Here is a 22,182-nt window from a genome sequence, read left to right as displayed (position 1 = left end):
ACATGCCCCTGCCGAACGGCCCCCTGACCAACCCCAGGTCGGACCGGGTCAAGGCAGTGCGGGCGCTGTCCCGGCGCTCGGCGCGTGAGCGGGCCGGGCGCTTCCTCGCCGAGGGGCCGCAGGCCGTCCGCGAGGCGGTGCGGCACCGCCCCGAGTCCGTCCTCGACGTCTACCTCACGGCTCCTGCCGCCGAGCGGTATGCCACCGACATCGTCGACCCTGCGCGCGCGGCCGGCCTCTACCTGCACGAGGTCAGCGAGGACGTCCTCGCCGAGATGTGCGACACCGGCACGCCCCAGGGGATGGTGGCCGTGTGCCGGGTCCTGCCGGCCGACCTCGAGGGTGTCCTCCGTGCAGGTCCCCGGCTGCTCGTCCTGCTCACCCACGTCCGCGACCCCGGCAACGCCGGCACCGTGATCCGGGGAGCCGACGCGGTGGGCGCCGATGCCGTCCTGGTGAGCGACGCCTCCGTGGACGTGTTCTCGCCCAAGGTGGTGCGGTCCACGGCGGGTTCGCTGTTCCACCTCCCGGTCGTGACCGGCCTCGCCTTCGAGCCGACCGTCGAACGGCTGCGCGCCGCCGGGATCCGGACGCTCGCCGCCGACGGGTCGGGCGAGCGGCTGCTGGGCGAGGTCGAGCTGTCGACGCCCCACGCGTGGGTGATGGGGAACGAGGCCTGGGGCCTGCCCGAGGAGACCAGGGCCCGGTGCGACGAGGTGGTGCGCGTGCCCATCTACGGGCAGGCCGAGTCCCTCAACCTCGCGATGGCGGCGACCGTCTGCCTGTACGCCTCGGCGACCGCCCAGAACGGCTAGGGTCCCGCCATGGAGTTCACGCCAGGGATGCTCATGGACAACGAGTCCGCCGGCATCGCAGCCGAGCTCATCCCCGACGGGCTCGTGGCCGCCGACGGCGACGCCCGGATCCTGTTCCTCAACACGCGTGCCGGGCGCATCCTCGGGCGCGCGCCCGGGGACCTCGTGGGTGCGGACATCCGCGAGGCCGTCGACCTGCAGGACAGCGACGGCAGCTCGTGGTGGGACACCACCAACCCGTGGGGCGGCCTGCGGATCCGCACCGGTCACCGCGAGAAGATGCTCATGCTGCGGCACAACGGCCGCGAGGTCCTCGTGACCGCGAAGTACCTGCGCCCGGGCCGCAACGAGCCGGTCAACCGCGTCAACATCCTCATGCGCGACGCCCTCTACCGCCGCCGGGAGGAGGCCGAGAACGCCGCGGTCATCTCCACCGTGGCGCACGAGCTGCGCTCCCCGCTCACCAGCGTCAAGGGCTTCTCCTCGACGCTCCTGCGCCGGTGGGACCGCTTCACCGACGACCAGAAGCGGCTCATGCTCGAGACCATCGAGGCGGACGCCGACCGGGTGACCCGCCTCATCACCGAGCTGCTCGACGTCTCGCGCATCGACTCCGGCCGGCTGCAGATCCGGCCGCTGCCGCTCGACATCTCGGCCGTCTTCCACCGGCACGTGGAGCGGGCGGTCGCGAGCGGGCTGGAACGCGACCGGTTCGCGATCGAGGTCGACGAGCGGCTGCCCGAGGTGTGGGCCGACCCCGACCGGCTCGACCAGATCCTGTCCAACCTGCTCGAGAACGCCGTCCGCCACGGCGAGGGCGTCGTGACCCTCGCGGCCGTGCCGGCGAGCCCGGAGGCCAGGGCCGCGATGGTGGCCAAGGGCCGCGCCGAGGACGGCGTCGAGATCGTGGTGGGCGACGAGGGCCGGGGCATCCCCGAGGACCACCGGGCGCTCGTGTTCAGCCGGTTCTGGCACGGCTCGGGGCGCGGGAGCACCGGGCTCGGCCTCTACGTCGTCAAGGGGCTCGTGGAGGCCCACGGAGGGCGCGTGGTGGTGGCGTCGGCGCCCTCCGGTGGCGCGCAGTTCCGGCTCAGCTTCCCCTCGACCGCCCCCGACTACCTCTCCTGAGCAGCGGCCCCGCTAGGAGCAGGGACGGTTCATCGCGGTGCCCGGATGAGCAGTGCCCTTGTCGATCAGCCACAAGCCTCTGACCAGGGTGAAGTGGTAGTCCAGGGACCACTCCGTGCAGGTCTCCTGCGGGCGTGCGGCCGGACCGTCACCGGGATCCTGTGTGCTCGTGAAGTCGAGCCACACGACGGGGCGCCCGTCGACCACAGTGATGTCGTTCAGCCGGAGGTCGCCATCGCGAGTGCTGCCGACCCCTCGTTCGAAGCTTGCCAGCGACTGTGGGTGGGCGAGCTGGGACAGTGCCGCGGGGAAGTCGCCGTGGTTGATGGCGTCGAAGTAGATCCAAAGCGTCTGCACCACCTGCTGGCTGATGTCGGTGGGGAACTGGTCCGCGGGCAGCGCCTGCCCCTGAGCGTCCACGATCGTGCTGCAGTCCTGGAGAGCTACCGACGCCGAGGAGTCCCGCCACGGCGCGATCGTGGTGGCGACCTGCGACTGCGGAACGGCCAGGCGGTCGCCCTGCTCCTCCCCGGACTTGTTGCCGTCGGGGCCGACGATGTCCGTCTGGGCGTCGACGATGCCGACGACCCGGCCCCGGTCGTCGATGACAGGGCCGCCGCTGTTGCCGTGGTTGGCCGCGAAGTCCAGCTCGACGAGCCCATGCCTTGCGTACTCGCCGATCACGGCCTTGCGGTCGAGCCCGTTCACGGCGCCCGGCTTGTAGGACAGTGGGTCGCCGCGGGTGTAACCGACCGCCGCCACCTCGTCCCCGACAGCCGGGTCCTTGCCTGCGAGCTCGAGGTGGCGACCGGCGAGTGGTACCTGTGCTCGCAGCAGCGCGACGTCCTTCTGCGGGTCTATGCCGACGATGTCGGCCGCAGTCGAGACCGTCCCGTTGATGACCCGCAGCACCTGGCCGCCGGTCACGACGTGCGCAGCCGTGACCACCAAGTCGTCGTCGAGGAGAAAGCCCGACCCCTGCGACCAGTTCTCGCAGGTGGCCACCTCTATGCGAACGACGCCGCTCTTCACCGCAGCGAACGATCCCGCCAGCGACGGTCCAGTCGTGGTGGAGGAAGGCGAGGAGGGGGGAGGCTGGGACGTGCTGGCACCCGTATCGGTGCGCGTCGGCTGTTTCGTGACCGTCACGGTGGGTGGCGGTGACGGGTTCTCCGGCTGCGGCGTGCGGGCACAAGCCGAGCACACCAAGAGTGCAGGCAGCAGGCACGAGGCCGCGATGTGACCCTTCATGACGTCCCCTGTCTCCCTGCACCAGTCAGTGTCCACAGTCGGCGGGAAAAGGGAAGGCCCATTCTGCGGAACCCCGTTGCGCCGCATGTCGGTCTCCCGCCACGCTGGTGCCATGACCGGCAGCACGATGCGATTTACCGCGCCTTCGGACGCGGCCGCCGTGCTGCTCTGAGGGCGCCCCACCGTCCCGCGGCACGCCGCGACGTGACGACCCGGCATACCTCCTCCACCGTCCGGCGGGCCGCTCCGAAGGCTCCGCAGCCTCCCGCCCCACGTGGGGAAGCCGTGCGCGGGCGCCCCTAGACTCGGGGAGCCGCGCCCCCAGCAGAGATGAAGGACATGTCCGGACCCAACAAGCAGTACGACCCCGTCGAGGTGGCCGCGCTGGACCCGGCGGCCGTCGAGCAGGCCGTGGACGACGCCCTCACCGCCATCGCCGCGGCCGGCACCCTGGAGGAGCTCAAGGCCGCGCGCCTGGCCCACCAGGGGGAGAAGAGCCCGCTGGCCCTGGCGAACCGCGAGATCGGCGCCCTCCCGCCGAGCGCCAAGGCCGAGGCCGGCAAGCGGGTCGGCCAGGCCCGAGGCCGCGTGGGGCAGGCGCTGGCCCGCCGCCAGGCCGAGCTCGAGGCGGAGCGCGACGAGCGGATCCTCGTCGAGGAGGCCGTCGACGTCACGGTCCGCGTGCCCCGTCGCCCGATCGGCGCGCGCCATCCGATCAGCCTGGTGTCCGAGCGGGTGGAGGACATCTTCGTGGCCATGGGCTGGGAGATCGCCGAGGGCCCCGAGGTCGAGGCGGAGTGGCTCAACTTCGACGCCCTCAACATCGGCGCCGACCACCCCGCCCGGCAGGAGCAGGACACCTTCTTCGTGGAGCCGGCCGGATCGGGCCTGGTCCTGCGCACCCACACCTCGCCCGTCCAGGTGCGCACCATGCTCACGCACGAGCCACCGGTCTACGTCCTGTGCCCCGGCAAGGTGTTCCGCACCGACGACCTCGACGCCACCCACACGCCGGTGTTCCACCAGTTCGAGGGACTCGTCGTCGACGAGGGCATCACGATGGCACACCTCAAGGGCACGCTCGACGCGTTCGTCCAGCGCCTCTTCGGCGACGGCATCGAGACCCGGCTGCGCCCCAACTACTTCCCGTTCACCGAGCCCAGTGCCGAGATCGACTGCCGCTGCTGGGTCTGCGGAGGCTCGGGCACGCTCGACGGCGCCCCGTGCCGCACCTGCGGCGGCACCGGCTGGATCGAGCTCGGCGGCTCCGGCATGGTCAACCAGCGGGTGCTGCGCGCCGCCGGCGTCGACACCGACCGCTACACCGGCTTCGCCTTCGGCCTCGGCGTCGAGCGCTCGCTGATGCTGCGGCACAACGTCGCCGACATGCACGACATCGTCGAGGGAGACGTGCGGTTCTCCCAGCAGTTCGGAATGGAGATCTGATGTACGCGCCCGTGTCCTGGCTGCGCGAGCTCACCGACGTGCCCGCGGACGCCACCGGTGCCGACGTCGCCGCGTCGCTCGTGCGGGTCGGCCTCGAGGAGGAGGGGCTGCACGGTGGCGACATCTCCGGACCCCTCGTCGTCGGTCGCGTCCTCACCGTCGAGCCCGAGCCCCAGAAGAACGGCAAGACGATCAACTGGTGCACCGTCGACGTCGGCGAGAACGGCCAGCGGCTCACCGAGGGCAAGGCACAGGAGATCGTCTGCGGTGCCCACAACTTCGTCGCGGGCGACCTCGTCGTCTGCGTCCTGCCCGGCGGCGTGCTGCCGGGCGGCTTTGAGATCTCCGCGCGCAAGACCTACGGCCACGTCAGCAACGGCATGATCTGCTCCGCGAAGGAGCTGGGCCTCGGCGAGGACCACAGCGGCATCATCGTGCTGACCGAGCTGCTCGGCGAGGAGGTCGCCGCCGGCCTGAAGCCGGGCGACGACGCCATCGCCCTGCTCGGCCTGGCCGACGAGGTGGTCGAGGTCAACGTCACCCCCGATCGCGGCTACTGCTTCTCCCTGCGGGGGATCGCGCGCGAGTACGCCCTGTCCACCGGCGTCGCCTTCCGCGACCCGGCCCTCCTCGCCATCGACCCGCCGGGGGAGGGCGGGTATGCCGTCCACCTCACCGACGCGGCGCCGATCGACGGCCGGGAGGGCTGCGACCGGTACATCGCCCGGGTCGTCCGCGGCGTCGACACGTCGGCGTCGAGCCCGCAGTGGATGCAGAAGCGGCTCACGCAGGTGGGGATGCGCCCCATCTCGCTGGCCGTCGACGTCACCAACTACGTGATGATGCTGCTCGGCCAGCCCCTGCACGCCTTCGACCTCGACACGCTGTCGGGCTCGGTCGGGACGCGTCGGGCCAGGGCGGGGGAGAAGCTGACCACCCTCGACGACGTCGAGCGCTCGCTCGACCCCGAGGACCTGCTCATCGTCGACGGGGCGGACACGCCGCTGGCGGTCGCCGGCGTCATGGGCGGCGCGTCCTCCGAGGTGTCCGGCACGACGAGCAACGTGCTCGTCGAGGCCGCCCACTTCGACCCGGTCACCGTCGCCCGGTCCGCCCGCCGCCACCGGCTCACCACCGAGGCGTCCCGGCGGTTCGAGCGGGGCGTCGACCCCGACGTGACCGCCGCGGCTGCCCAGCTGGCCGTCGAGCTGCTCGTCGAGCACGGCGGCGGCACGGCCGACACGGCATACACCGACGTCGACCACCGGGTGGCCCGCGAGCCGTTCGCCTTCGACACCACCCTGCCCACCCGCTACGTCGGGCTGGAGTACCCCCGCGAGGAGGTCCTCTCCACCCTCGCGGCCATCGGCTGCGAGGTGGAGCCCGGCGAGGGCGACACCGTGACGGTGAACCCGCCGTCGTGGCGGCCCGACCTCACCGATGGACCCGAGCTGGTCGAGGAGGTCGCGCGGGTGCGCGGCTACGACCAGATCCCGTCCGTCCTGCCCCAGCCGAAGTCCGCCGGGCGCGGGCTGACCCACGGCCAGCGGGTCCGGCGCCTGGTCGCGACCACGCTCGCGCACCAGGGGCTGACCGAGGTCCTGAGCTACCCGTTCGTCGCGCCGGGCCTCTTCGACGCGCTGGGGTATGCCGCCGACGACGCGCGCCGCCGCGCCGTGCGGCTGGCCAACCCGCTCTCGGACGAGGCACCGCTGATGCGGACCTCGGTGCTCGACTCCCTGCTGGACACGCTGCGCCGCAACGTCGCCCGGGGTACCCGCGACGCCGCGGTGTACGAGGTCGGACTGGTGACGCAGGCGCCCGAGGCGCCCCTGTCGGCCCCGGTCCCCGCCACCGAGTCGCGCCCCGACGACGCGACCCTCGCCGCGATCACGGGTGCGGTGCCCGCCCAGCCGCGCCACGTGGCCTACGCCGCCGCCGGCGAGGCCGAGCGCGGTGGCCCCTGGGGACCGGCCCGCCACGTCGACACCTCGGACGCCGTCGCGTGGGCACTCACAGTGGGTCAGGCGCTCGGGCTCGAGCTGCGCGTGCAGGCGGCGGACCGGGCGCCGTGGCACCCCGGTCGCTGCGCCGAGGTCGCGCTGGTGGACGGCACCGTCGTCGGCCACGTGGGCGAGCTGCACCCCAAGGTCGTCGCGGCCCTGGAGCTCCCCGCCCGCACGGTGGCCGGCGAGCTCGACGTCGACGTCCTCGTCACCGCCAGCGGGACCCCGCACGACGCCACGGCGCTGTCGACGTTCCCGGTGGCGCACACGGACGTCGCGCTCGTGGTGGACGAGTCCGTCCCGGCCGCCGACGTCGAGGCCGCCCTCCGGGCGGGCGCGGGTGCGGACCTGGAGTCACTCGTCCTCTTCGACGTCTACCGCGGCGAGCAGGTGGGGGAGGGGCGCAAGTCGCTGGCCTACCGGCTCACCTTCCGCCCCACCACCCGGACCCTCACCACCGAGGAGGTGTCCGCCCTGCGCGACGCCGCCGTCGCCGAGGCAGCGAGCCGCACCGGCGCGGTCCAGCGGTGAGCCCGCGGGTCGCGGTGGTGACGGGCGCCTCGCGGGGCATCGGCCGGTACGTGGCCGATGCCCTCGAGGCCGCCGGCTGGGTCGCCGAGCGCGGCTCCACGGCCGTGGCGCCGGTGACCGACAGGGCCGCCGTCGAGCGGTGGGTGGCCGACGTCGTGGCGCGCCACGGCCGCCTCGACCTGCTGGTCAACAACGCCGGGGTGATCGACGCGGAGGTGCCGCTGGCCGACAGCGACCCCGACGAGTGGTGGCACACGGTCGAGGTCAACGTGCGCGGCCCGTACCTCGTGACCCGCACCGCCCTGCCGCACCTCGCGGCGACGGGCGGGCGGATCGTCAACATCAACTCCGGTGCCGCGTACCGCAACCACGACATCGCCACGGCCTACAACGTCAGCAAGGGCGCCCTCGCCCGGCTGACCGCTGCCACGGGCATCGGCGGCGCGCACGGCGTGCGGGCGTTCGACCTCGCACCCGGCGTCGTGCAGACCGACATGACGCTGGCCATGAAGGCCCACGAGGACCGCACCGAGTGGACCTCGCCGCGGGAGGTCACGGACCTGCTCCTGGCCCTCGCCGAGGGTCGGCTCGACGCCTGGTCGGGGCGGATGGTGCGCGCCGGCGTCGACACGGCCGAGTCGTTGCAGACCCGGGCCGAGCAGGGCCTGGGCGAGGGTGACCGGACGCTCGGCCTACTGCGCTGGGGCGAGGACGACCCGCTCACCTGAGCCCGGGCCGGCGCCCGGTTCCACGGGCTGGACCTGAATGCATGGGCATGCCGGATGTTGTATGGTCATGCACATGTGGAGCGTGGCAGTGGCAGGTGCGAGTGGGTACGCCGGCGGGGAGGTCCTCCGGCTGCTCCTCGGGCACCCGGAGCTGCAGGTGGGTGCCGTCACGGCCGCGTCGAGCGCGGGGCAGCGGCTCGGGTCGGTCCACCCGCACCTGACGCCCCTCGCGGACCGGGTCGTCGAGGACACCACCATCGCGACGCTGGCCGGCCACGACGTGGTGGTCCTCGCCCTGCCGCACGGTCACTCCGCCCGCATCGCCGCCGACCTGCCGGACGACGTCGTGGTCGTGGACTGTGGCGCCGACTTCCGGCTGCGGGACGCGCAGGCGTGGGCCACCTTCTACGACACCCCGTGGGCGGGGTCGTGGGCCTACGGCATGCCCGAGCTGTGCGTCCCCGGCGGCAGGCAACGCGCCGCCCTCGAGGGCACGCGGCGCATCGCGGTCCCCGGGTGCTACCCGACCGCCGTCAGCCTGGCCCTGGCTCCCGGGTATGCCGCGGGCGTCCTGGCCGCCCACGACGTGGTCGTCGTCGCCGCCTCAGGGACGTCCGGCGCCGGGAAGGCCGCCAAGGCGCACCTGCTCGGCAGCGAGGTGATGGGCGCGATGTCGCCGTACGGCGTCGGCGGGGTGCACCGGCACACGCCCGAGATCGAGCAGAACCTGCGTGGCGTCGCCGGTGACGACGTCACGGTGTCGTTCACCCCCACGCTCGCCCCGATGCCCCGGGGGATCCTGGCGACCTGCACGGCGCCGCTGGCCGCGGGCGCCGACCCGGCGCAGGTGCGCGAGGCCTGGGTGCAGGCATACGACGGGGAGCCGTTCGTCCACGTGCTGCCCGAGGGGCAGTGGCCCTCGACCGCGAGCGTCCTCGGCAGCAACAGCGTGCACGTCCAGGTGACGGTCGACGAGCGCGTCGGTCGGGTCGTGGCCGTGGCCGCGGTGGACAACCTGACCAAGGGGACGGCGGGTGCGGCCGTCCAGTGCGCCAACCTCGCCCTGGGCCTCCCCGAGACGGCCGGGCTGCCGGTGGCGGGGATCGCGCCATGACCCGGGTCACGAGAGGCACTGATCGAGCCGTTCCGTCGGGCGCCGCCCGACGGGCCGACCGGGGGACCACCGACGTCCCCACCACCGACGGAAGGACCCGGGCATGAGCCTGCCGCTGCACCTGATGCGCCACGACGTGCAGGTCGCGTTCGTGCGCCTGCCCGCCGGCAGCGAACCGGACTTCGACTGGCGCACCGGCCCTCTCGCCTCCATCACCTACACCGACAGCGAGACGTCGGTGGTCTGTGCCCACGACGTCGTCCCGGTCGGGGCGAAGGCGCAGGGGCCGCTGACGGCGTTCGAGATCGCCGGTCCCCTCGACTTCTCCACGGTGGGCGTGCTCGCCGGCCTGCTCGACCCCCTGGCCAAGCAGGGCATCAGCATCCTCGCGATGTCGACCTTCGACACCGACTGGATCCTGGTCGACGGACGGCACGCCGACGAGGCGATGGCCATCTGGAAGCGCGACGGCAACACCGCAGCCCCGGCCCGGCTCTCCGGTGGCGCCTCGTGAGCGTCACGACCCCGGGTGGGTTCCGGGCCGCCGGCGTCACCGCCGGGCTCAAGGCTTCCGGCACCCCGGACCTGGCCCTCGTCGTCAACGACGGCCCAGACCACCACGCCGCCGCGGTCTTCACCAGCAACCGGGTCGAGGCCGCGCCGGTCACCTGGTCGCGGCAGGTCGTGGCCGACGGCCGGGCCGACGCCGTGGTCCTCAACTCCGGTGGCGCCAACGCCTGCACGGGGCCGCAGGGCTTCGCCGACACGCACGCCACGGCCGAGCACGTCGCCGAGGTGCTCGGGGCGTCGGCCGGCGACGTCGTCGTCTGCTCGACCGGCCTGATCGGCGAGCTGCTGCCCATGCCGAAGGTCCTCGCCGGCGTCGACGCCGCGGCCGCCGCCCTCTCCGCCGACGGGGGCGAGGACGCGGCGGTCGCGATCAGGACGACCGACACGGTGCACAAGGTGGCAGCCGTGGGCGGGGAGGGCTGGTCGGTCGGCGGCATGGCCAAGGGAGCAGGCATGCTGGCCCCGGCCCTGGCGACGATGCTCGTCGTCGTCACCACCGACGCGGTGGTCGACGCCGCCGAGCTCGGTGCCGCGCTCCGTGCCGCCACGGCCCTCACGTTCGACCGGGTCGACTCCGACGGCTGCCAGTCGACCAACGACACGGTGCTGCTCATGGCCTCCGGTGCCTCCGGTGTGCGTCCCACTGCCGAGGACCTGACCGCCGCGGTCACCGAGGTCTGCGCCTCGCTGGCGCGGCAGCTCGTCGCCGACGCCGAGGGCGCCCACCACGACATCGCCGTCGAGGTCGTCGGGGCCGCGAGTGTGGACGACGCCCTCGAGGTGGGCCGCTCGATCGCGCGCAACAACCTGTTCAAGTGCGCCGTCTTCGGCAACGACCCCAACTGGGGCCGGGTCCTGGCTGCCGTCGGCACCACGCGAGCCGCGTTCGAGCCGCACGACCTCGACGTCGCCATCAACGGCGTCCAGGTCTGCCGGGCCGGTGGGGTCGGCGAGGACCGCTCCCTCGTCGACCTGGCCGGCCGCGACGTCCACGTGCTCGTCGACCTGCACGCAGGCGCCGAGAGCGCGACGATCTGGACCAACGACCTCACCCACGACTACGTCCACGAGAACTCGGCCTACTCGACATGACGCCAGCCACCCCGCCCACCGCCAACACCGTCCGCGGCCACATCGGCGCCGCCGCGCTGCGCGTCGCCCAGGGCAAGGCCCAGACCCTGGTCGAGGCGCTGCCGTGGCTCGAGCGCTTCCGCGGTGCCCTCGTCGTGGTCAAGTACGGCGGCAACGCGATGACCGACGACACCCTCAAGGCCGCGTTCGCCCAGGACGTGGCGTTCCTGCGGTATGCCGGTCTGCGGCCCGTGGTGGTCCACGGCGGTGGGCCGCAGATCGCCTCGATGCTCGACCGCCTCGGCCTCGAGAGCGAGTTCCGCGGCGGCCTGCGGGTCACCACCCCCGAGGTGATGGACGTGGTGCGCATGGTGCTCACCGGGCAGGTCGGCCGAGAGCTCGTGGGCCTGCTCAACCAGCACGGCCCCGTCGCCGTCGGCCTGTCCGGCGAGGACGCCGGCCTCTTCGGCGCCCGCCGCCGCGGCACGACCGTCGACGGCGAGGACGTCGACCTCGGGCTCGTCGGTGACGTCGTCCAGGTGGACCCGGGGGCGGTGCAGGACATCCTCGACGCGGGCCGCATCCCCGTGGTCTCCACGGTCGCCCCCGACCTCGACGTCGACGGCCAGGTCCTCAACATCAACGCCGACACGGCCGCTGCCGCCCTCGCCGTCGCGCTGCAGGCCCGCAAGCTCGTCGTCCTCACCGACGTCGAGGGGGTGTATGCCGCGTGGCCCGACCGCGACTCGCTCCTGTCCTCGCTCACGGTCAGCGGCGCCCGCGACCTGCTCACCCGCGTCGACGCCGGGATGATCCCGAAGCTCGAGGCGTGCGTGCGGGCTGTCGAGCAGGGCGTCCCGCAGGCGCACGTGGTCGACGGCCGCCAACCGCACTCGCTGCTGCTCGAGGTGTTCACCTCCGAGGGCATCGGCACGATGATCGTCCCCGACGCGAAGGACGCGTGATGGCTCCCGACACCAGCCCGGACCCGAGGACGGCCGGCGGCCCCGCGCCCCACGCCACGAGCCACAACGACGAGCTGCTCGACCGCTACCAGCACTCCGTGCTCGGCGTCTTCGGCCGACCCCCGCTGGTGCTCTCGCACGGTGACGGCTGCTGGGTCTGGGACGTCGACGGCAACCGCTACCTCGACCTCGTCGGCGGCATCGCCGTCAACGCCCTCGGGCACGGCCACCCGGCCCTCGTCGCCGCGGTGAGCAAGCAGGCGGCCGAGGCCATCCACGTCTCCAACCTGTTCACCTCGCCCGCCCAGATCGAGCTGGCCGAGCGCATCCTGGCCGTCGCCGGGGCTCCCGAGGGGTCGGCGGTCTTCTTCGCCAACTCCGGCGCCGAGGCGATCGAGGCCGCGATCAAGCTGTCCCGCCGCACCGGCCGGTCCGGGATCGTCGCGGCCGAGGGCGCGTTCCACGGCCGCACCACCGGCGCCCTGGCCCTCACCCACAAGAAGGCCTACCGCGAGCCGTTCGAGCCGCTCATCCCCGGCGTGAGCCACGTCCCCTACGGCGACGAGGCCGCCCTGCGTGCGGCGGTCACCGACGAGACCGCTGCCGTGGTCCTCGAGCCCGTGCAGGGTGAGGCCGGGGTCCTGAGCCCGGGCCCGGCATACCTGCGGCTCGCCCGCGAGCTCACCACCGCCCACGGCGCGCTCCTCGTGGTCGACGAGATCCAGACGGGTATCGGCCGCACCGGCACGTGGTTCGCCTTCCAGCAGGCGGGGATCGTCCCCGACGCGATGACGCTGGCCAAGGGACTCGGCGGGGGAGTTCCGATCGGGGCCCTGGTCACCTTCGGTCCCGAGGTGTCCGGGATGCTCACCGTCGGGCAGCACGGCTCGACCTTCGGCGGCAACCCGCTTGCGGCCGCAGCCGGGCTCGCGGTGCTGGAGACGATCGAGTCGCGGGGCCTGCTCGCCCACGTCCGCGAGGTCGGCGAGCACCTCGTCGAGGCCGTCATCGCCCTCGGCCACCCACTCGTCACCGGGGTCCGCGGCGCGGGATTGCTGCGGGCCGTCACCCTCGCCGCCGACGTCGCTCCTGCGGTCGCGGCGGCGGCGCGCGAGGGCGGGTTCATCGTCAACCCCGTCGCGCCGGACGCCCTGCGGCTGGCGCCCCCGCTCGTCATCACGACCGAGCAGGTCGATGCGTTCGTCGCCGCCCTGCCCGCCTTCCTCGACGCCGCGTCCACCCCGCCCGAGCCGACCCCGAAGGAGACCGCGTGACCCTCCGCCACTTCCTGCGCGACGACGACCTCACCGCCGAGGAGCAGGCGCTGGTCCTCGCGCGCGCGGCCGAGCTCAAGGCAGCGCCGTTCTCGCGGCAGAGCCTGGCCGGCCCGCAGGTCGTCTCGGTCGTCTTCGACAAGCCGACGCTGCGCACGCAGGTGTCCTTCACCGGTGCCATCGCCCAGCTCGGGGGCCATCCCCTCGTCGTCGACGGCACCCTGGCGCAGATCGGCACCCGGGAGTCGGTCGCCGACACCGCTCGCGTCCTCGGCCGCCAGTCCTCGGCGATCGTCTGGCGCACCTACGGCCAGGACCGGATCGAGGAGATGGCCGCGTTCGCCGGGGTGCCGGTGGTCAACGCCCTCACCGACGACTTCCACCCCTGCCAGATCCTCGCCGACCTGCTGACCGTCAACGAGCGCAAGGGCGTGCTCGCCGGCCTCACGATCGCCTACGTGGGCGACGGCGCGAACAACATGGCCCACTCCTACCTCCTGGGCTGCGCCCTGGCCGGCATGCACGTGCGCGTCGGCACCCCCGCGTCCCACCAGCCGCAGGCCGCCGTGCTCGCGAGGGCCGAGGAGATCGCGGCCGAGCAGGGCGGCTCCGTCGCCGTGCTGGACGACGCCGGTGCGGCCGTGGCCGGGGCCGACGTCGTCGTCACCGACACCTGGGTGTCGATGGGCATGGAGGCGCAGAAGGGCGAGCGGCAGGGCAGCGCGAGCCCGTTCGTCCCGTTCGCCGTGACGGAGGCCCTGATGGCGCAGGCGGACGCCGAGGCGATCTTCCTGCACTGCCTGCCGGCCTACCGCGGCTTCGAGGTCGAGGCCGCCGTCATCGACGGACCGCAGTCGGTCGTCTGGGACGAGGCCGAGAACCGGCTGCACGCCCAGAAGGCCCTGCTGTCCTTCCTCGTCGAGGAGTCCGCGTGACGTCTCGCCGCGGATCTGCGGGCCGCCCCGCCGCGGGGCGCCGGTGAGCATCGCCGCCACCCGGACCGCACGCCACCAGCGCATCGTCGAGATCCTGGGGCGCACCGAGGTCCGCTCGCAGACCGAGCTGCTCGACCTGCTCGCCCAGGACGGCGTCGAGGTCACCCAGGCGACCCTGTCCCGTGACCTCGTCGAGCTCGGCGCCGTCAAGGTTCGCTCGGGGCGTGCGCTCGTGTATGCCGTGCCGGGGGAGGGCGGCGACCCCACGGCCCGTCCGGCGCAGGGGGCGCAGGCGGTGACTTCCCGGCTGCGCCGGGTCTGCTCCGAGCTGCTCGTCACGGCCGAGCCGTCGCACAACCTCGTGGTCCTGCGCACCCCTCCCGGTGCGGCGAACTTCCTCGCCTCGGCCATCGACCACGCCCGCATCGAGGGGCTGCTCGGCACCATCGCCGGGGACGACACCATCATGGTCATCACGACCGGCACCGCCGCCTCGCGGCGGATCGCCGACCACCTGCTCGCGCTGGCGGGCACCACGACGAACAACGAGGAGCAGCGGTGAACGAGCGGGTCAGCCTCTGGGGCGGACGCTTCGCAGGGGGCCCGGCCGACGCGCTGGCCGCCCTGAGCAAGTCGACGCACTTCGACTGGCGGCTCGCGCCGTACGACCTGGCCGGGTCGCGGGCCCACGCGCGCGTGCTGCACGCGGCCGGGCTGCTCGACGAGGCCTCGCTCGAGGCGATGCTGGACGCGCTGGCCCGGCTGGCCGCCGATGTGGAGTCGGGTGCGTTCGTGCCGGCTGAGGACGACGAGGACGTGCACACCGCGCTCGAGCGCGGGTTGATCGAGCGCGCCGGGGCCGACGTCGGTGGCCGGCTCCGGGCCGGGCGCTCGCGCAACGACCAGGTCGCCACGCTGTTCCGGATGTACCTGCGCGACCACGCCCGCTCCGTCGCCGGCCTCGTCCTCGACGTCGTCGACGCCCTGCTGTCGCAGGCAGCCCGTCATCCCGACACCGCCATGCCCGGTCGCACCCACCTGCAGCACGCGCAGCCGGTGCTGCTCGCGCACCACCTGCTCGCGCACGGCTGGGCCCTGCTCCGCGACGTGCAGCGGCTGCAGGACTGGGACGCCCGCGCGGCCGTGTCGCCGTACGGATCCGGGGCGCTGGCCGGCTCCTCGCTCGGCCTCGACCCCGAGGCCGTCGCCGCCGACCTCGGGTTCCACACCTCCGTCGAGAACTCCATCGACGGCACGGCGTCGCGCGACTTCGTCGCAGAGTTCGCCTTCGTCGCGGCCATGACCGCGGTCGACGTCTCGCGGCTCGCCGAGGAGGTCGTCCTCTGGGCCACGAAGGAGTTCTCCTTCGTCACCCTCGACGACGCCTACTCGACGGGGTCGAGCATCATGCCGCAGAAGAAGAACCCCGACGTCGCCGAGCTCGCCCGTGGCAAGGCCGGCCGCCTCGTCGGGGACCTGGCCGGCCTGCTGACCACGCTCAAGTCGCTGCCGCTGGCGTACAACCGCGACCTCCAGGAGGACAAGGAGCCGGTCTTCGACGCCGTCGACACCCTGGAGGTCCTGCTGCCCGCGTTCAGCGGCATGGTCGACACGATGGTCTTCGACGCCGACCGGCTCGCCTCCCTGGCGCCGCAGGGCTTCTCGCTCGCGACCGACGTCGCCGAGTGGCTGGTGCGCGAGGGCGTCCCGTTCCGGGTCGCCCACGAGGTGGCCGGTGCCTGCGTGCGCGCCTGCGAGGAGCGTGGCATCGAGCTGTGGGACCTCACCGACGAGGACCTCACCGCGATCTCGCCCCACCTCACCCCGGGCGTACGCAGCGTGCTCACCGTCGAGGGCTCGCTCGCCTCCCGCGACGCCAAGGGCGGCACCGCACCCGCACGCGTCGCTGAGCAGCGGGAACGGCTCGCCGAGGCCGTGGCGCACGCGCGCGCGTGGGCCGGCCGGCCCGTCGAGGTGCGCTGACCTGCTGGACGACGTCCCGGCGCGCGGGGGCCGGCACCTCGACGGTGCGTCCGCGGCATACCGGATGTCCCGGATGCGGGACATCGGACCGCGCATTCGCTAGGTTCGGTGACGTGGGTCACAGCCGACCCGCACCGGCGTTCGAAGGGATGACGGCATGGGTGTCAGCGACGACCTCACCGCGGCGGCAGGGCACGTGGCGGGCCTGCGACGGGCGGTGACCGCCCTGTCCAAGGAGCTCGGCAACACCATCGACATCCAGCGGCTGCGCGACGACGTCGTGCGGCTCGCCGACGACGTCGACCTCGTGGCACGCGCCGCCGGGGTCGGCTCCCAGGACCGGGCCGGCGGACCCGGCGAGATCGTGTTCATCCCGGACGAGGACTACGACCCCTCGATGTGGTCGGACGTCGAGGACGAGGGCGTCGGCTACCGCCGGGGCCAGTGACGTGACCGCACCCTTCAGCGGAGGCGTCCACGCCCCCGGACGCGCCCGCATCACCGCCCGCACCCTGCGCGAGGACCGGTGGTGGCTCCAGCCGCTGGTGACGTTCGTCTGCTTCACGGCCTGGCTGCTCTACGGCCTCGTCCGGGCCTCGACGCAGAAGGACTACTTCGTCGCCGACTACGGCTACCTCACGCCGTTCGCGTCGCCCTGCCTGTCGACCTCGTGCGTGCCGGGCTCGACGCACTTCGGCACGCCGTTCGGGCAGTGGCCGCCGCTCATCCCGTTCGCGGTCCTGACGCTGCCGTTCCTGCTGCTGTTCCGGCTGACCTGCTACTACTACCGCAAGGCGTACTACCGCTCGTTCTGGCTGTCCCCGCCGGCGTGCGCCGTGCCGGAGGCGCACCGCGAGTACTCCGGTGAGACGCGGTTCCCGCTCATCGCGCAGAACCTGCACCGGTACTTCTTCTACGCGGCCGTGGTCGTCAGCCTCATCAACACCTACGACGTCCTGCACGCGTTCCGCGGCAAGGACGGCGGCTTCGGCATCGGGCTCGGGACGCTGATCCTGCTGGCCAACGTCGTGCTCCTGTGGTGCTACACCCTGGGCTGCCACTCCTGCCGCAACATCGTCGGCGGCCGGCTCAACCACTTCTCGAAGCACCCGTTGCGCTACAAGGCCTGGGGCCTCGTGGGCACGCTCAACGCGCGCCACATGCAGTTCGCCTGGATCACCCTCGGCAGCCTCGTCGTCACCGACGCCTACATCGCGCTCGTGTCGTCCGGCACCATCTCCGACCTGCGCATTCTCAACTGAGGAGCCTCGTGACCGACCTCGAGACGCACGACGTCGACGTCCTCGTCATCGGTGCCGGTGGTGCCGGCCTGCGTGCCGCCATCGAGGCGCGCGAGCAGGGGCTGCGCACGGCCGTCGTGTGCAAGAGCCTCTTCGGCAAGGCGCACACCGTGATGGCCGAGGGCGGCATCGCCGCGTCGATGGGCAACGCCAACCCCAAGGACAACTGGGAGGTCCACTTCCGCGACACCATGCGCGGCGGCAAGTTCCTCAACAACCCGCGCATGGCCGAGCTGCACGCCAAGGAGGCGCCGCAGCGGGTGTGGGAGCTCGAGACGTACGGCGCGCTCTTCGACCGCACGCCCGAGGGCAAGATCAGCCAGCGCAACTTCGGCGGCCACGAGTACCCGCGACTCGCCCACGTCGGCGACCGCACCGGCCTGGAGCTGATCCGCACCCTCCAGCAGAAGATCGTGAGCCTGCAGCAGGAGGACCGGCGCGCCACCGGCGACTTCGAGGCGCGGCTGCGGGTCTTCGCCGAGTGCACGGTCACCGACATCTTCAAGGACGCCTCGGGCGTGGTGTGCGGCGCGCTGGCCTACTGGCGCGAGAGCGGCGACTTCGTGCTGTTCCGCGCGCCGGCGGTGGTGCTCGCGACGGGTGGCATCGGCAAGTCCTTCACGGTCACGAGCAACTCGTGGGAGTACACCGGCGACGGTCACGCGCTCGCCCTGCGCACCGGGGCCGCGCTCATCAACATGGAGTTCATCCAGTTCCACCCGACCGGCATGGTGTGGCCTCCGTCGGTGAAGGGCATCCTCGTCACCGAGTCGGTGCGCGGCGACGGGGGAGTCCTGCGCAACTCCGAGGGCAAGCGGTTCATGTTCGACTACGTGCCCGACGTGTTCCGGGCGCAGTACGCCGACACCGAGGAGGAGGCGGACCGCTGGTACAAGGACGCCGACAACAACAAGCGCCCGCCGGAGCTGCTGCCCCGTGACGAGGTGGCGCGCGCCATCAACAACGAGGTGAAGGAGGGGCGGGGGTCGCCCCACGGCGGCGTCTTCCTCGACGTGTCGAGCCGCCTGCCGGCCGAGGAGATCATCCGCCGGCTGCCGTCGATGCACCACCAGTTCAAGGAGCTCGCCGACGTCGACATCACGGCCGAGCCGATGGAGGTCGGGCCGACCTGCCACTACGTCATGGGCGGCGTCGAGGTCGACGCCGACACGGCCGCGACCAGCGTCCCGGGCCTGTTCGCCGCGGGCGAGGTCGCGGGCGGCATGCACGGCTCGAACCGCCTGGGCGGCAACAGCCTGTCCGACCTGCTGGTGTTCGGTCGGCGGGCCGGGGTCGGGGCCGTCGACTACGTGCGGGCCAGGGGTGTCGAGGGCGGCGACCACCCGGCCCCGGCGGAGGCCGACGTGGCGGCCGCGACGCGGGCAGCGCTGTCGCTGTTCGACGCCAAGGACGGCGGCCAGAGCCCGTACGACCTGCACCACGAGCTCCAGGGCAAGATGAACGACCTCGTCGGCATCATCCGTCGGGAGCACGAGGTCCGCGAGGCCCTCGAGGTCCTCGACGAGCTCGACGCCCGGGCCCGCCACGTCGTGGTCGCCGGTGGGCGGCGGTTCAACCCCGGCTGGCACCTGGCGATGGACCTGCGCAACATGCTCGCCGTCTGCCGGTGCGTGGCGATGGCGGCGCTGGAGCGCACCGAGTCCCGCGGCGGCCACACGCGCGAGGACTTCCCGGCCATGGACCCCGAGTGGCGCCGGCTCAACCTCGTCGAGACCATGACCGACGACGGGCGGATCGAGATGCGGCGCCAGCCCGTGCCCGAGATCCGCCAGGACCTGCTCGAGCTCTTCGAGCGCTCCGAGCTGTCGAAGTACCTCACCGAGACCGAGCTGCAGCGGCACGGAGGGAGCGGATCATGAGCTACCAGGGGAGCTTCCGGGTGTGGCGCGGCGACGCCGACGGGGGAGCGCTGCAGGACTTCACCGTCGAGGTCAACGAGGGCGAGGTCGTCCTCGACATCATCCACCGGCTCCAGGCCACCCAGGCCCCGGACCTCGCGGTCCGCTGGAACTGCAAGGCGGGCAAGTGCGGCTCCTGCTCGGCCGAGGTCAACGGCCGGCCGCGGCTGCTGTGCATGACCCGGATGAGCACCTTCGAGGAGGGCGACACCGTCACGGTGACGCCGCTGCGCACGTTCCCCGTCGAGAAGGACCTGGTGACCGACGTCTCGTACAACTACGAGAAGGCGCGCGAGGTCCAGGCGTTCAGCCCGCCCGAGGGGGTGGCGCCGGGGGAGTACCGCATGCAGCAGGTCGACGTGGAGCGCAGCCAGGAGTTCCGCAAGTGCATCGAGTGCTTCCTGTGCCAGGACGTCTGCCACGTCGTGCGCGACCACGAGGACAACAAGGCCGTCTACTCGGGACCCCGGTTCCTCATGCGCATCGCCGAGCTCGACATGCACCCGCTCGACTCCGCCGACCGCCGCCGGGCCGCGCAGGACAAGCACGGCCTGGGGTACTGCAACATCACCAAGTGCTGCACCGAGGTCTGCCCCGAGCACATCAAGATCACCGACAACGCGCTGATCCCGCTCAAGGAGCGTGTCGTCGACCGCCGCTACGATCCCCTCGTGTGGCTGGGCAACACGATCCGACGGCGCAAGGGCTGAGCGGGGCCGACGCGCAACCCGGGCTCGAGCTGGGGCCGCGGCTCGAGCGGTCCTTCTTCGCCGAGGACGTCCTCGACGTCGCGCCCGCGCTGCTCGGGACGTTCTTCACGGTGGGGCCGGTGACCGTGCGGCTCACCGAGGTCGAGGCGTATGCCGGGGAGTCCGACCCGGGGTCGCACGCCTTCCGCGGTCCCACCCGGCGCACGCAGGTGATGTTCGGCCGCGCCGGCCACCTGTACGTCTACTTCACCTACGGCATGCACTGGTGCACCAACGTCGTGACGGGCCCGCCGGGGCACGCGAGCGCGGTGCTGCTGCGGGCCGGTGAGGTGGTCGGGGGTGAGGACGTGGCGGCCGAGCGCCGACCCGGGATCCCCCGCAGGGACTGGACCCGGGGACCTGCGCGCCTGGCGCGGACGCTCGGGCTCGTGGGGGAGGACTCCGGGGCGGACGCGTGCGCGGCCGACGGGCGGGTGGCCTTCCACTCGCCCCCCACCCACGTGCCGACCGGCCGCATCCGGACCGGCCCCCGCGTGGGGGTGAGCGGCGCCGGTGGCGACGCCACGGCATACCCCTGGCGCTTCTGGCTCGCCGACGAGCCGAGCGTGTCGGTGTACCGCGCAGCGAAACCGCGCAGCCGCCGCAGGGGCGCATAGGGCAGGCTTGGCCCGTGCCGCGCGGTGCGGCGCACCGACCGAAGGAGACCGACGACCGTGACGAACGTTCTCGACGAGCTGCAGTGGCGCGGGCTGGTGGCACAGACCACCGACGAGGCCGCGCTGCGCCAGGCCCTCGGCGACGGACCGGTCACGGCCTATTGCGGGTTCGACCCGACGGCCCCCTCGCTGCACTTCGGCAACCTCGTGCAGCTCGTGGTGCTCCGCCACCTGCAACGCGCGGGGCACCGGGTGATCTGCCTGGTCGGTGGGTCGACCGGGCTCATCGGCGACCCGCGGCCGACGGCGGAGCGGGTGCTCAAGACCAAGGAGCAGACGGCCGAGTGGGTGGCGAACATCCGCCGCCAGGTCGAGCCGTTCCTCGACAGCTCGGGGGACAACCCCGCCGTCTTCGTCAACAACCTCGACTGGACCGAGGGCATGTCCGCGCTGGACTTCCTGCGCGACGTCGGCAAGCACTTCCGGGTCAACCAGATGGTGAAGAAGGAGGCGATCGCGGCACGGCTCAGCTCCGACGAGGGCATCTCCTACACGGAGTTCAGCTACCAGCTCCTGCAGGGGCTGGACTACCTGCAGCTGTACCGCGACTTCGGCTGCACGCTGCAGACCGGAGGCAACGACCAGTGGGGGAACCTCACCGCGGGCTCGGACCTCATCCACCGGGTCGAGGGGAAGTCGGTCCACCTGTTGACGACCCCGCTCCTCACCGACAGCTCTGGGGAGAAGTTCGGCAAGAGCGCCGGCAACGCCATCTGGCTCTCGCCCGAGATGACCAGCCCGTACGCCTTCTACCAGTACTGGATCAACGTCGAGGACGCCTCGGTGGTCACCCTGCTCAAGGTGTTCACCGACCGCACCCAGGAGGAGGTGGCCGAGCTGGAGAAGTCGCTGGCCGAGAAGCCCTTCCTGCGCGAGGCGCAGAAGGCGCTCGCAGCCGACGTCACCACCCTGGTCCACGGGTCCGCCGCGACTGCCGCCGTGCAGGCGGCGTCGGAGGCGCTGTTCGGCAAGGGGGACGTCGCAGCCCTCGACGAGGGGACGCTCCTCGATGCCACCGCCGAGCTGCCCGGGGCCGAGGTCACGGTGGGCACGTCGGTCACCGACGCCCTCGTGGCCGTCGGTCTCGTCGACTCGCGCAACGCCGCACGCCGCGCCATCGGCGACGGTGGAGCCTCGCTCAACAACGTCAAGCTGCAGGACCCCGAGCGGCTGCTGGGGGAGGGGGACTTCCTGCACGGGAAGGTCGCCCTGCTCCGACGGGGTCGCAAGTCCCTCGCGGCGGGACGCCGGGTCGGCTGACCCTGCACCCCTCCCACCACGGATCCGCTGTGCGGTGCCCTCCAAGGGCGCTGACCAGCGGATTTGTGTTTTCCGCAGGGGCCCGTCTACTGTTCTCGACGTCAGCCCGACAGGGAGGAACGGACACCACCGCGGTCACCACCGCGAAGAAGGCCGGTCCCGAGGGTTGGAACCCCCAGTACGAACTGAGATCGAGACGCTTTGCTGCGCCCGGTACCAGCTCGGGGGAGTCTCCGGACCGGATCCCACGCCACAGAGCGGATTTGGGAAAAGGACAGCGAGAACGTACGATTGAAGGGTTGCCCCGGACGCCGGTCACACGGTCTGCGAAAGGTGCGCGTCCGATCCTTGAGAACTCAACAGCGTGTCAAAAATCGATGCCAATAACCTCGTCTCGGGGTGGCTTGTGGCCAGGCTTTCATGGTTTGGTTGTGGGTTGCTTCGGGCGATTTTCCTTTG

Annotated in this window: 20 protein-coding genes; 19 read left to right on the top strand and 1 reads right to left on the bottom strand. The window is 72.5% G+C overall.

The window, feature by feature from the left end:
• The first annotated feature begins 2 nt into the window (after positions 1 to 2).
• Both ACYVDO_RS14915 and ACYVDO_RS14910 read left to right on the top strand, forming a co-directional pair.
• Positions 3 to 815, top strand: a complete 813-nt coding sequence (locus ACYVDO_RS14915; RefSeq protein ID WP_460937276.1) for a TrmH family RNA methyltransferase — start codon at positions 3 to 5, stop codon at positions 813 to 815.
• Between the two features lie 9 nt (positions 816 to 824).
• Positions 825 to 1,943, top strand: coding sequence for a sensor histidine kinase (locus tag ACYVDO_RS14910; RefSeq protein WP_460937273.1), 1,119 nt, complete (start codon positions 825 to 827; stop codon positions 1,941 to 1,943).
• Positions 1,944 to 1,955: 12 nt separating this feature from the next.
• On the opposite strand, the gene ACYVDO_RS14905 is transcribed toward ACYVDO_RS14910, so the two are convergent.
• Positions 1,956 to 3,194 carry a S1 family peptidase gene (locus ACYVDO_RS14905; protein WP_460937271.1) on the bottom strand — a complete coding sequence of 413 codons (1,239 nt, stop codon included), beginning with the start codon at positions 3,192 to 3,194 and terminating at the stop codon, positions 1,956 to 1,958.
• Between the two features lie 339 nt (positions 3,195 to 3,533).
• Between ACYVDO_RS14905 and pheS the strand changes: the two genes are divergently transcribed.
• The 17 genes from pheS (at position 3,534) to tyrS (ending at position 21,723) form a co-directional block, all read left to right on the top strand.
• Positions 3,534 to 4,640: a phenylalanine--tRNA ligase subunit alpha gene (gene pheS / locus ACYVDO_RS14900; protein ID WP_460937269.1), complete on the top strand. Its 1,107-nt coding sequence runs from the start codon at positions 3,534 to 3,536 to the stop codon at positions 4,638 to 4,640.
• Positions 4,640 to 7,177 carry a phenylalanine--tRNA ligase subunit beta gene (pheT, locus tag ACYVDO_RS14895; RefSeq protein ID WP_460937267.1) on the top strand — a complete coding sequence of 846 codons (2,538 nt, stop codon included), beginning with the start codon at positions 4,640 to 4,642 and terminating at the stop codon, positions 7,175 to 7,177. The genes pheS and pheT overlap by 1 nt, the downstream gene beginning before the upstream one ends.
• The gene (locus tag ACYVDO_RS14890; protein WP_460937265.1) at positions 7,174 to 7,905 is read left to right on the top strand and encodes an SDR family NAD(P)-dependent oxidoreductase; all 732 of its coding nucleotides are present in this window, start codon (positions 7,174 to 7,176) and stop codon (positions 7,903 to 7,905) included. The genes pheT and ACYVDO_RS14890 overlap by 4 nt, the downstream gene beginning before the upstream one ends.
• A gap of 73 nt (positions 7,906 to 7,978) precedes the next feature.
• Positions 7,979 to 9,019 (top strand): N-acetyl-gamma-glutamyl-phosphate reductase, encoded by a 1,041-nt coding sequence (gene argC, locus ACYVDO_RS14885; RefSeq protein WP_460937263.1) that lies wholly within the window; start codon positions 7,979 to 7,981, stop codon positions 9,017 to 9,019.
• A 103-nt stretch (positions 9,020 to 9,122) separates the two neighbouring features.
• Positions 9,123 to 9,533 (top strand): ACT domain-containing protein, encoded by a 411-nt coding sequence (locus ACYVDO_RS14880; protein ID WP_460937261.1) that lies wholly within the window; start codon positions 9,123 to 9,125, stop codon positions 9,531 to 9,533.
• Positions 9,530 to 10,681 carry a bifunctional glutamate N-acetyltransferase/amino-acid acetyltransferase ArgJ gene (gene argJ, locus ACYVDO_RS14875; RefSeq protein WP_460937259.1) on the top strand — a complete coding sequence of 384 codons (1,152 nt, stop codon included), beginning with the start codon at positions 9,530 to 9,532 and terminating at the stop codon, positions 10,679 to 10,681. Before ACYVDO_RS14880 ends, argJ begins: the two co-directional genes overlap by 4 nt.
• Entirely contained in the window at positions 10,678 to 11,625 is a 948-nt protein-coding gene (gene argB, locus ACYVDO_RS14870) for an acetylglutamate kinase (RefSeq protein ID WP_460937257.1), read from the top strand. The genes argJ and argB overlap by 4 nt, the downstream gene beginning before the upstream one ends.
• Complete coding sequence (locus ACYVDO_RS14865; RefSeq protein ID WP_460937255.1) at positions 11,625 to 12,899, top strand: acetylornithine transaminase; 1,275 nt, start codon at positions 11,625 to 11,627, stop codon at positions 12,897 to 12,899. Before argB ends, ACYVDO_RS14865 begins: the two co-directional genes overlap by 1 nt.
• Positions 12,896 to 13,834, top strand: coding sequence for an ornithine carbamoyltransferase (gene argF, locus ACYVDO_RS14860; RefSeq protein ID WP_460937252.1), 939 nt, complete (start codon positions 12,896 to 12,898; stop codon positions 13,832 to 13,834). The genes ACYVDO_RS14865 and argF overlap by 4 nt, the downstream gene beginning before the upstream one ends.
• Before the next feature lie 43 nt (positions 13,835 to 13,877).
• Positions 13,878 to 14,396: an arginine repressor gene (locus ACYVDO_RS14855; RefSeq protein WP_460937250.1), complete on the top strand. Its 519-nt coding sequence runs from the start codon at positions 13,878 to 13,880 to the stop codon at positions 14,394 to 14,396.
• A complete protein-coding gene (argH, locus tag ACYVDO_RS14850; RefSeq protein WP_460937248.1) occupies positions 14,393 to 15,817 on the top strand; it encodes an argininosuccinate lyase in 1,425 nt (474 codons plus the stop codon). Before ACYVDO_RS14855 ends, argH begins: the two co-directional genes overlap by 4 nt.
• Before the next feature lie 157 nt (positions 15,818 to 15,974).
• Positions 15,975 to 16,265 (top strand): hypothetical protein, encoded by a 291-nt coding sequence (locus tag ACYVDO_RS14845; RefSeq protein WP_460937246.1) that lies wholly within the window; start codon positions 15,975 to 15,977, stop codon positions 16,263 to 16,265.
• Position 16,266: 1 nt separating this feature from the next.
• A complete protein-coding gene (locus ACYVDO_RS14840; protein ID WP_460937244.1) occupies positions 16,267 to 17,079 on the top strand; it encodes a hypothetical protein in 813 nt (270 codons plus the stop codon).
• A gap of 8 nt (positions 17,080 to 17,087) precedes the next feature.
• The gene (locus ACYVDO_RS14835) at positions 17,088 to 18,998 is read left to right on the top strand and encodes a fumarate reductase/succinate dehydrogenase flavoprotein subunit (RefSeq protein WP_460937243.1); all 1,911 of its coding nucleotides are present in this window, start codon (positions 17,088 to 17,090) and stop codon (positions 18,996 to 18,998) included.
• On the top strand, positions 18,995 to 19,747 hold the full coding sequence (locus ACYVDO_RS14830) for a succinate dehydrogenase/fumarate reductase iron-sulfur subunit (RefSeq protein ID WP_460937241.1): 753 nt from the start codon (positions 18,995 to 18,997) through the stop codon (positions 19,745 to 19,747). The genes ACYVDO_RS14835 and ACYVDO_RS14830 overlap by 4 nt, the downstream gene beginning before the upstream one ends.
• A complete protein-coding gene (locus tag ACYVDO_RS14825) occupies positions 19,711 to 20,403 on the top strand; it encodes a DNA-3-methyladenine glycosylase (RefSeq protein WP_460937239.1) in 693 nt (230 codons plus the stop codon). Before ACYVDO_RS14830 ends, ACYVDO_RS14825 begins: the two co-directional genes overlap by 37 nt.
• Before the next feature lie 57 nt (positions 20,404 to 20,460).
• The gene (gene tyrS, locus ACYVDO_RS14820) at positions 20,461 to 21,723 is read left to right on the top strand and encodes a tyrosine--tRNA ligase (protein ID WP_460937237.1); all 1,263 of its coding nucleotides are present in this window, start codon (positions 20,461 to 20,463) and stop codon (positions 21,721 to 21,723) included.
• Positions 21,724 to 22,182 lie beyond the last annotated feature (459 nt).

The sequence above is a fragment of the Phycicoccus ginsengisoli genome (assembly GCF_054779295.1).
The sequence above is the reverse complement of the archived record's forward strand: the minus strand, read 5'-3'. Positions and strand labels throughout refer to the sequence as shown.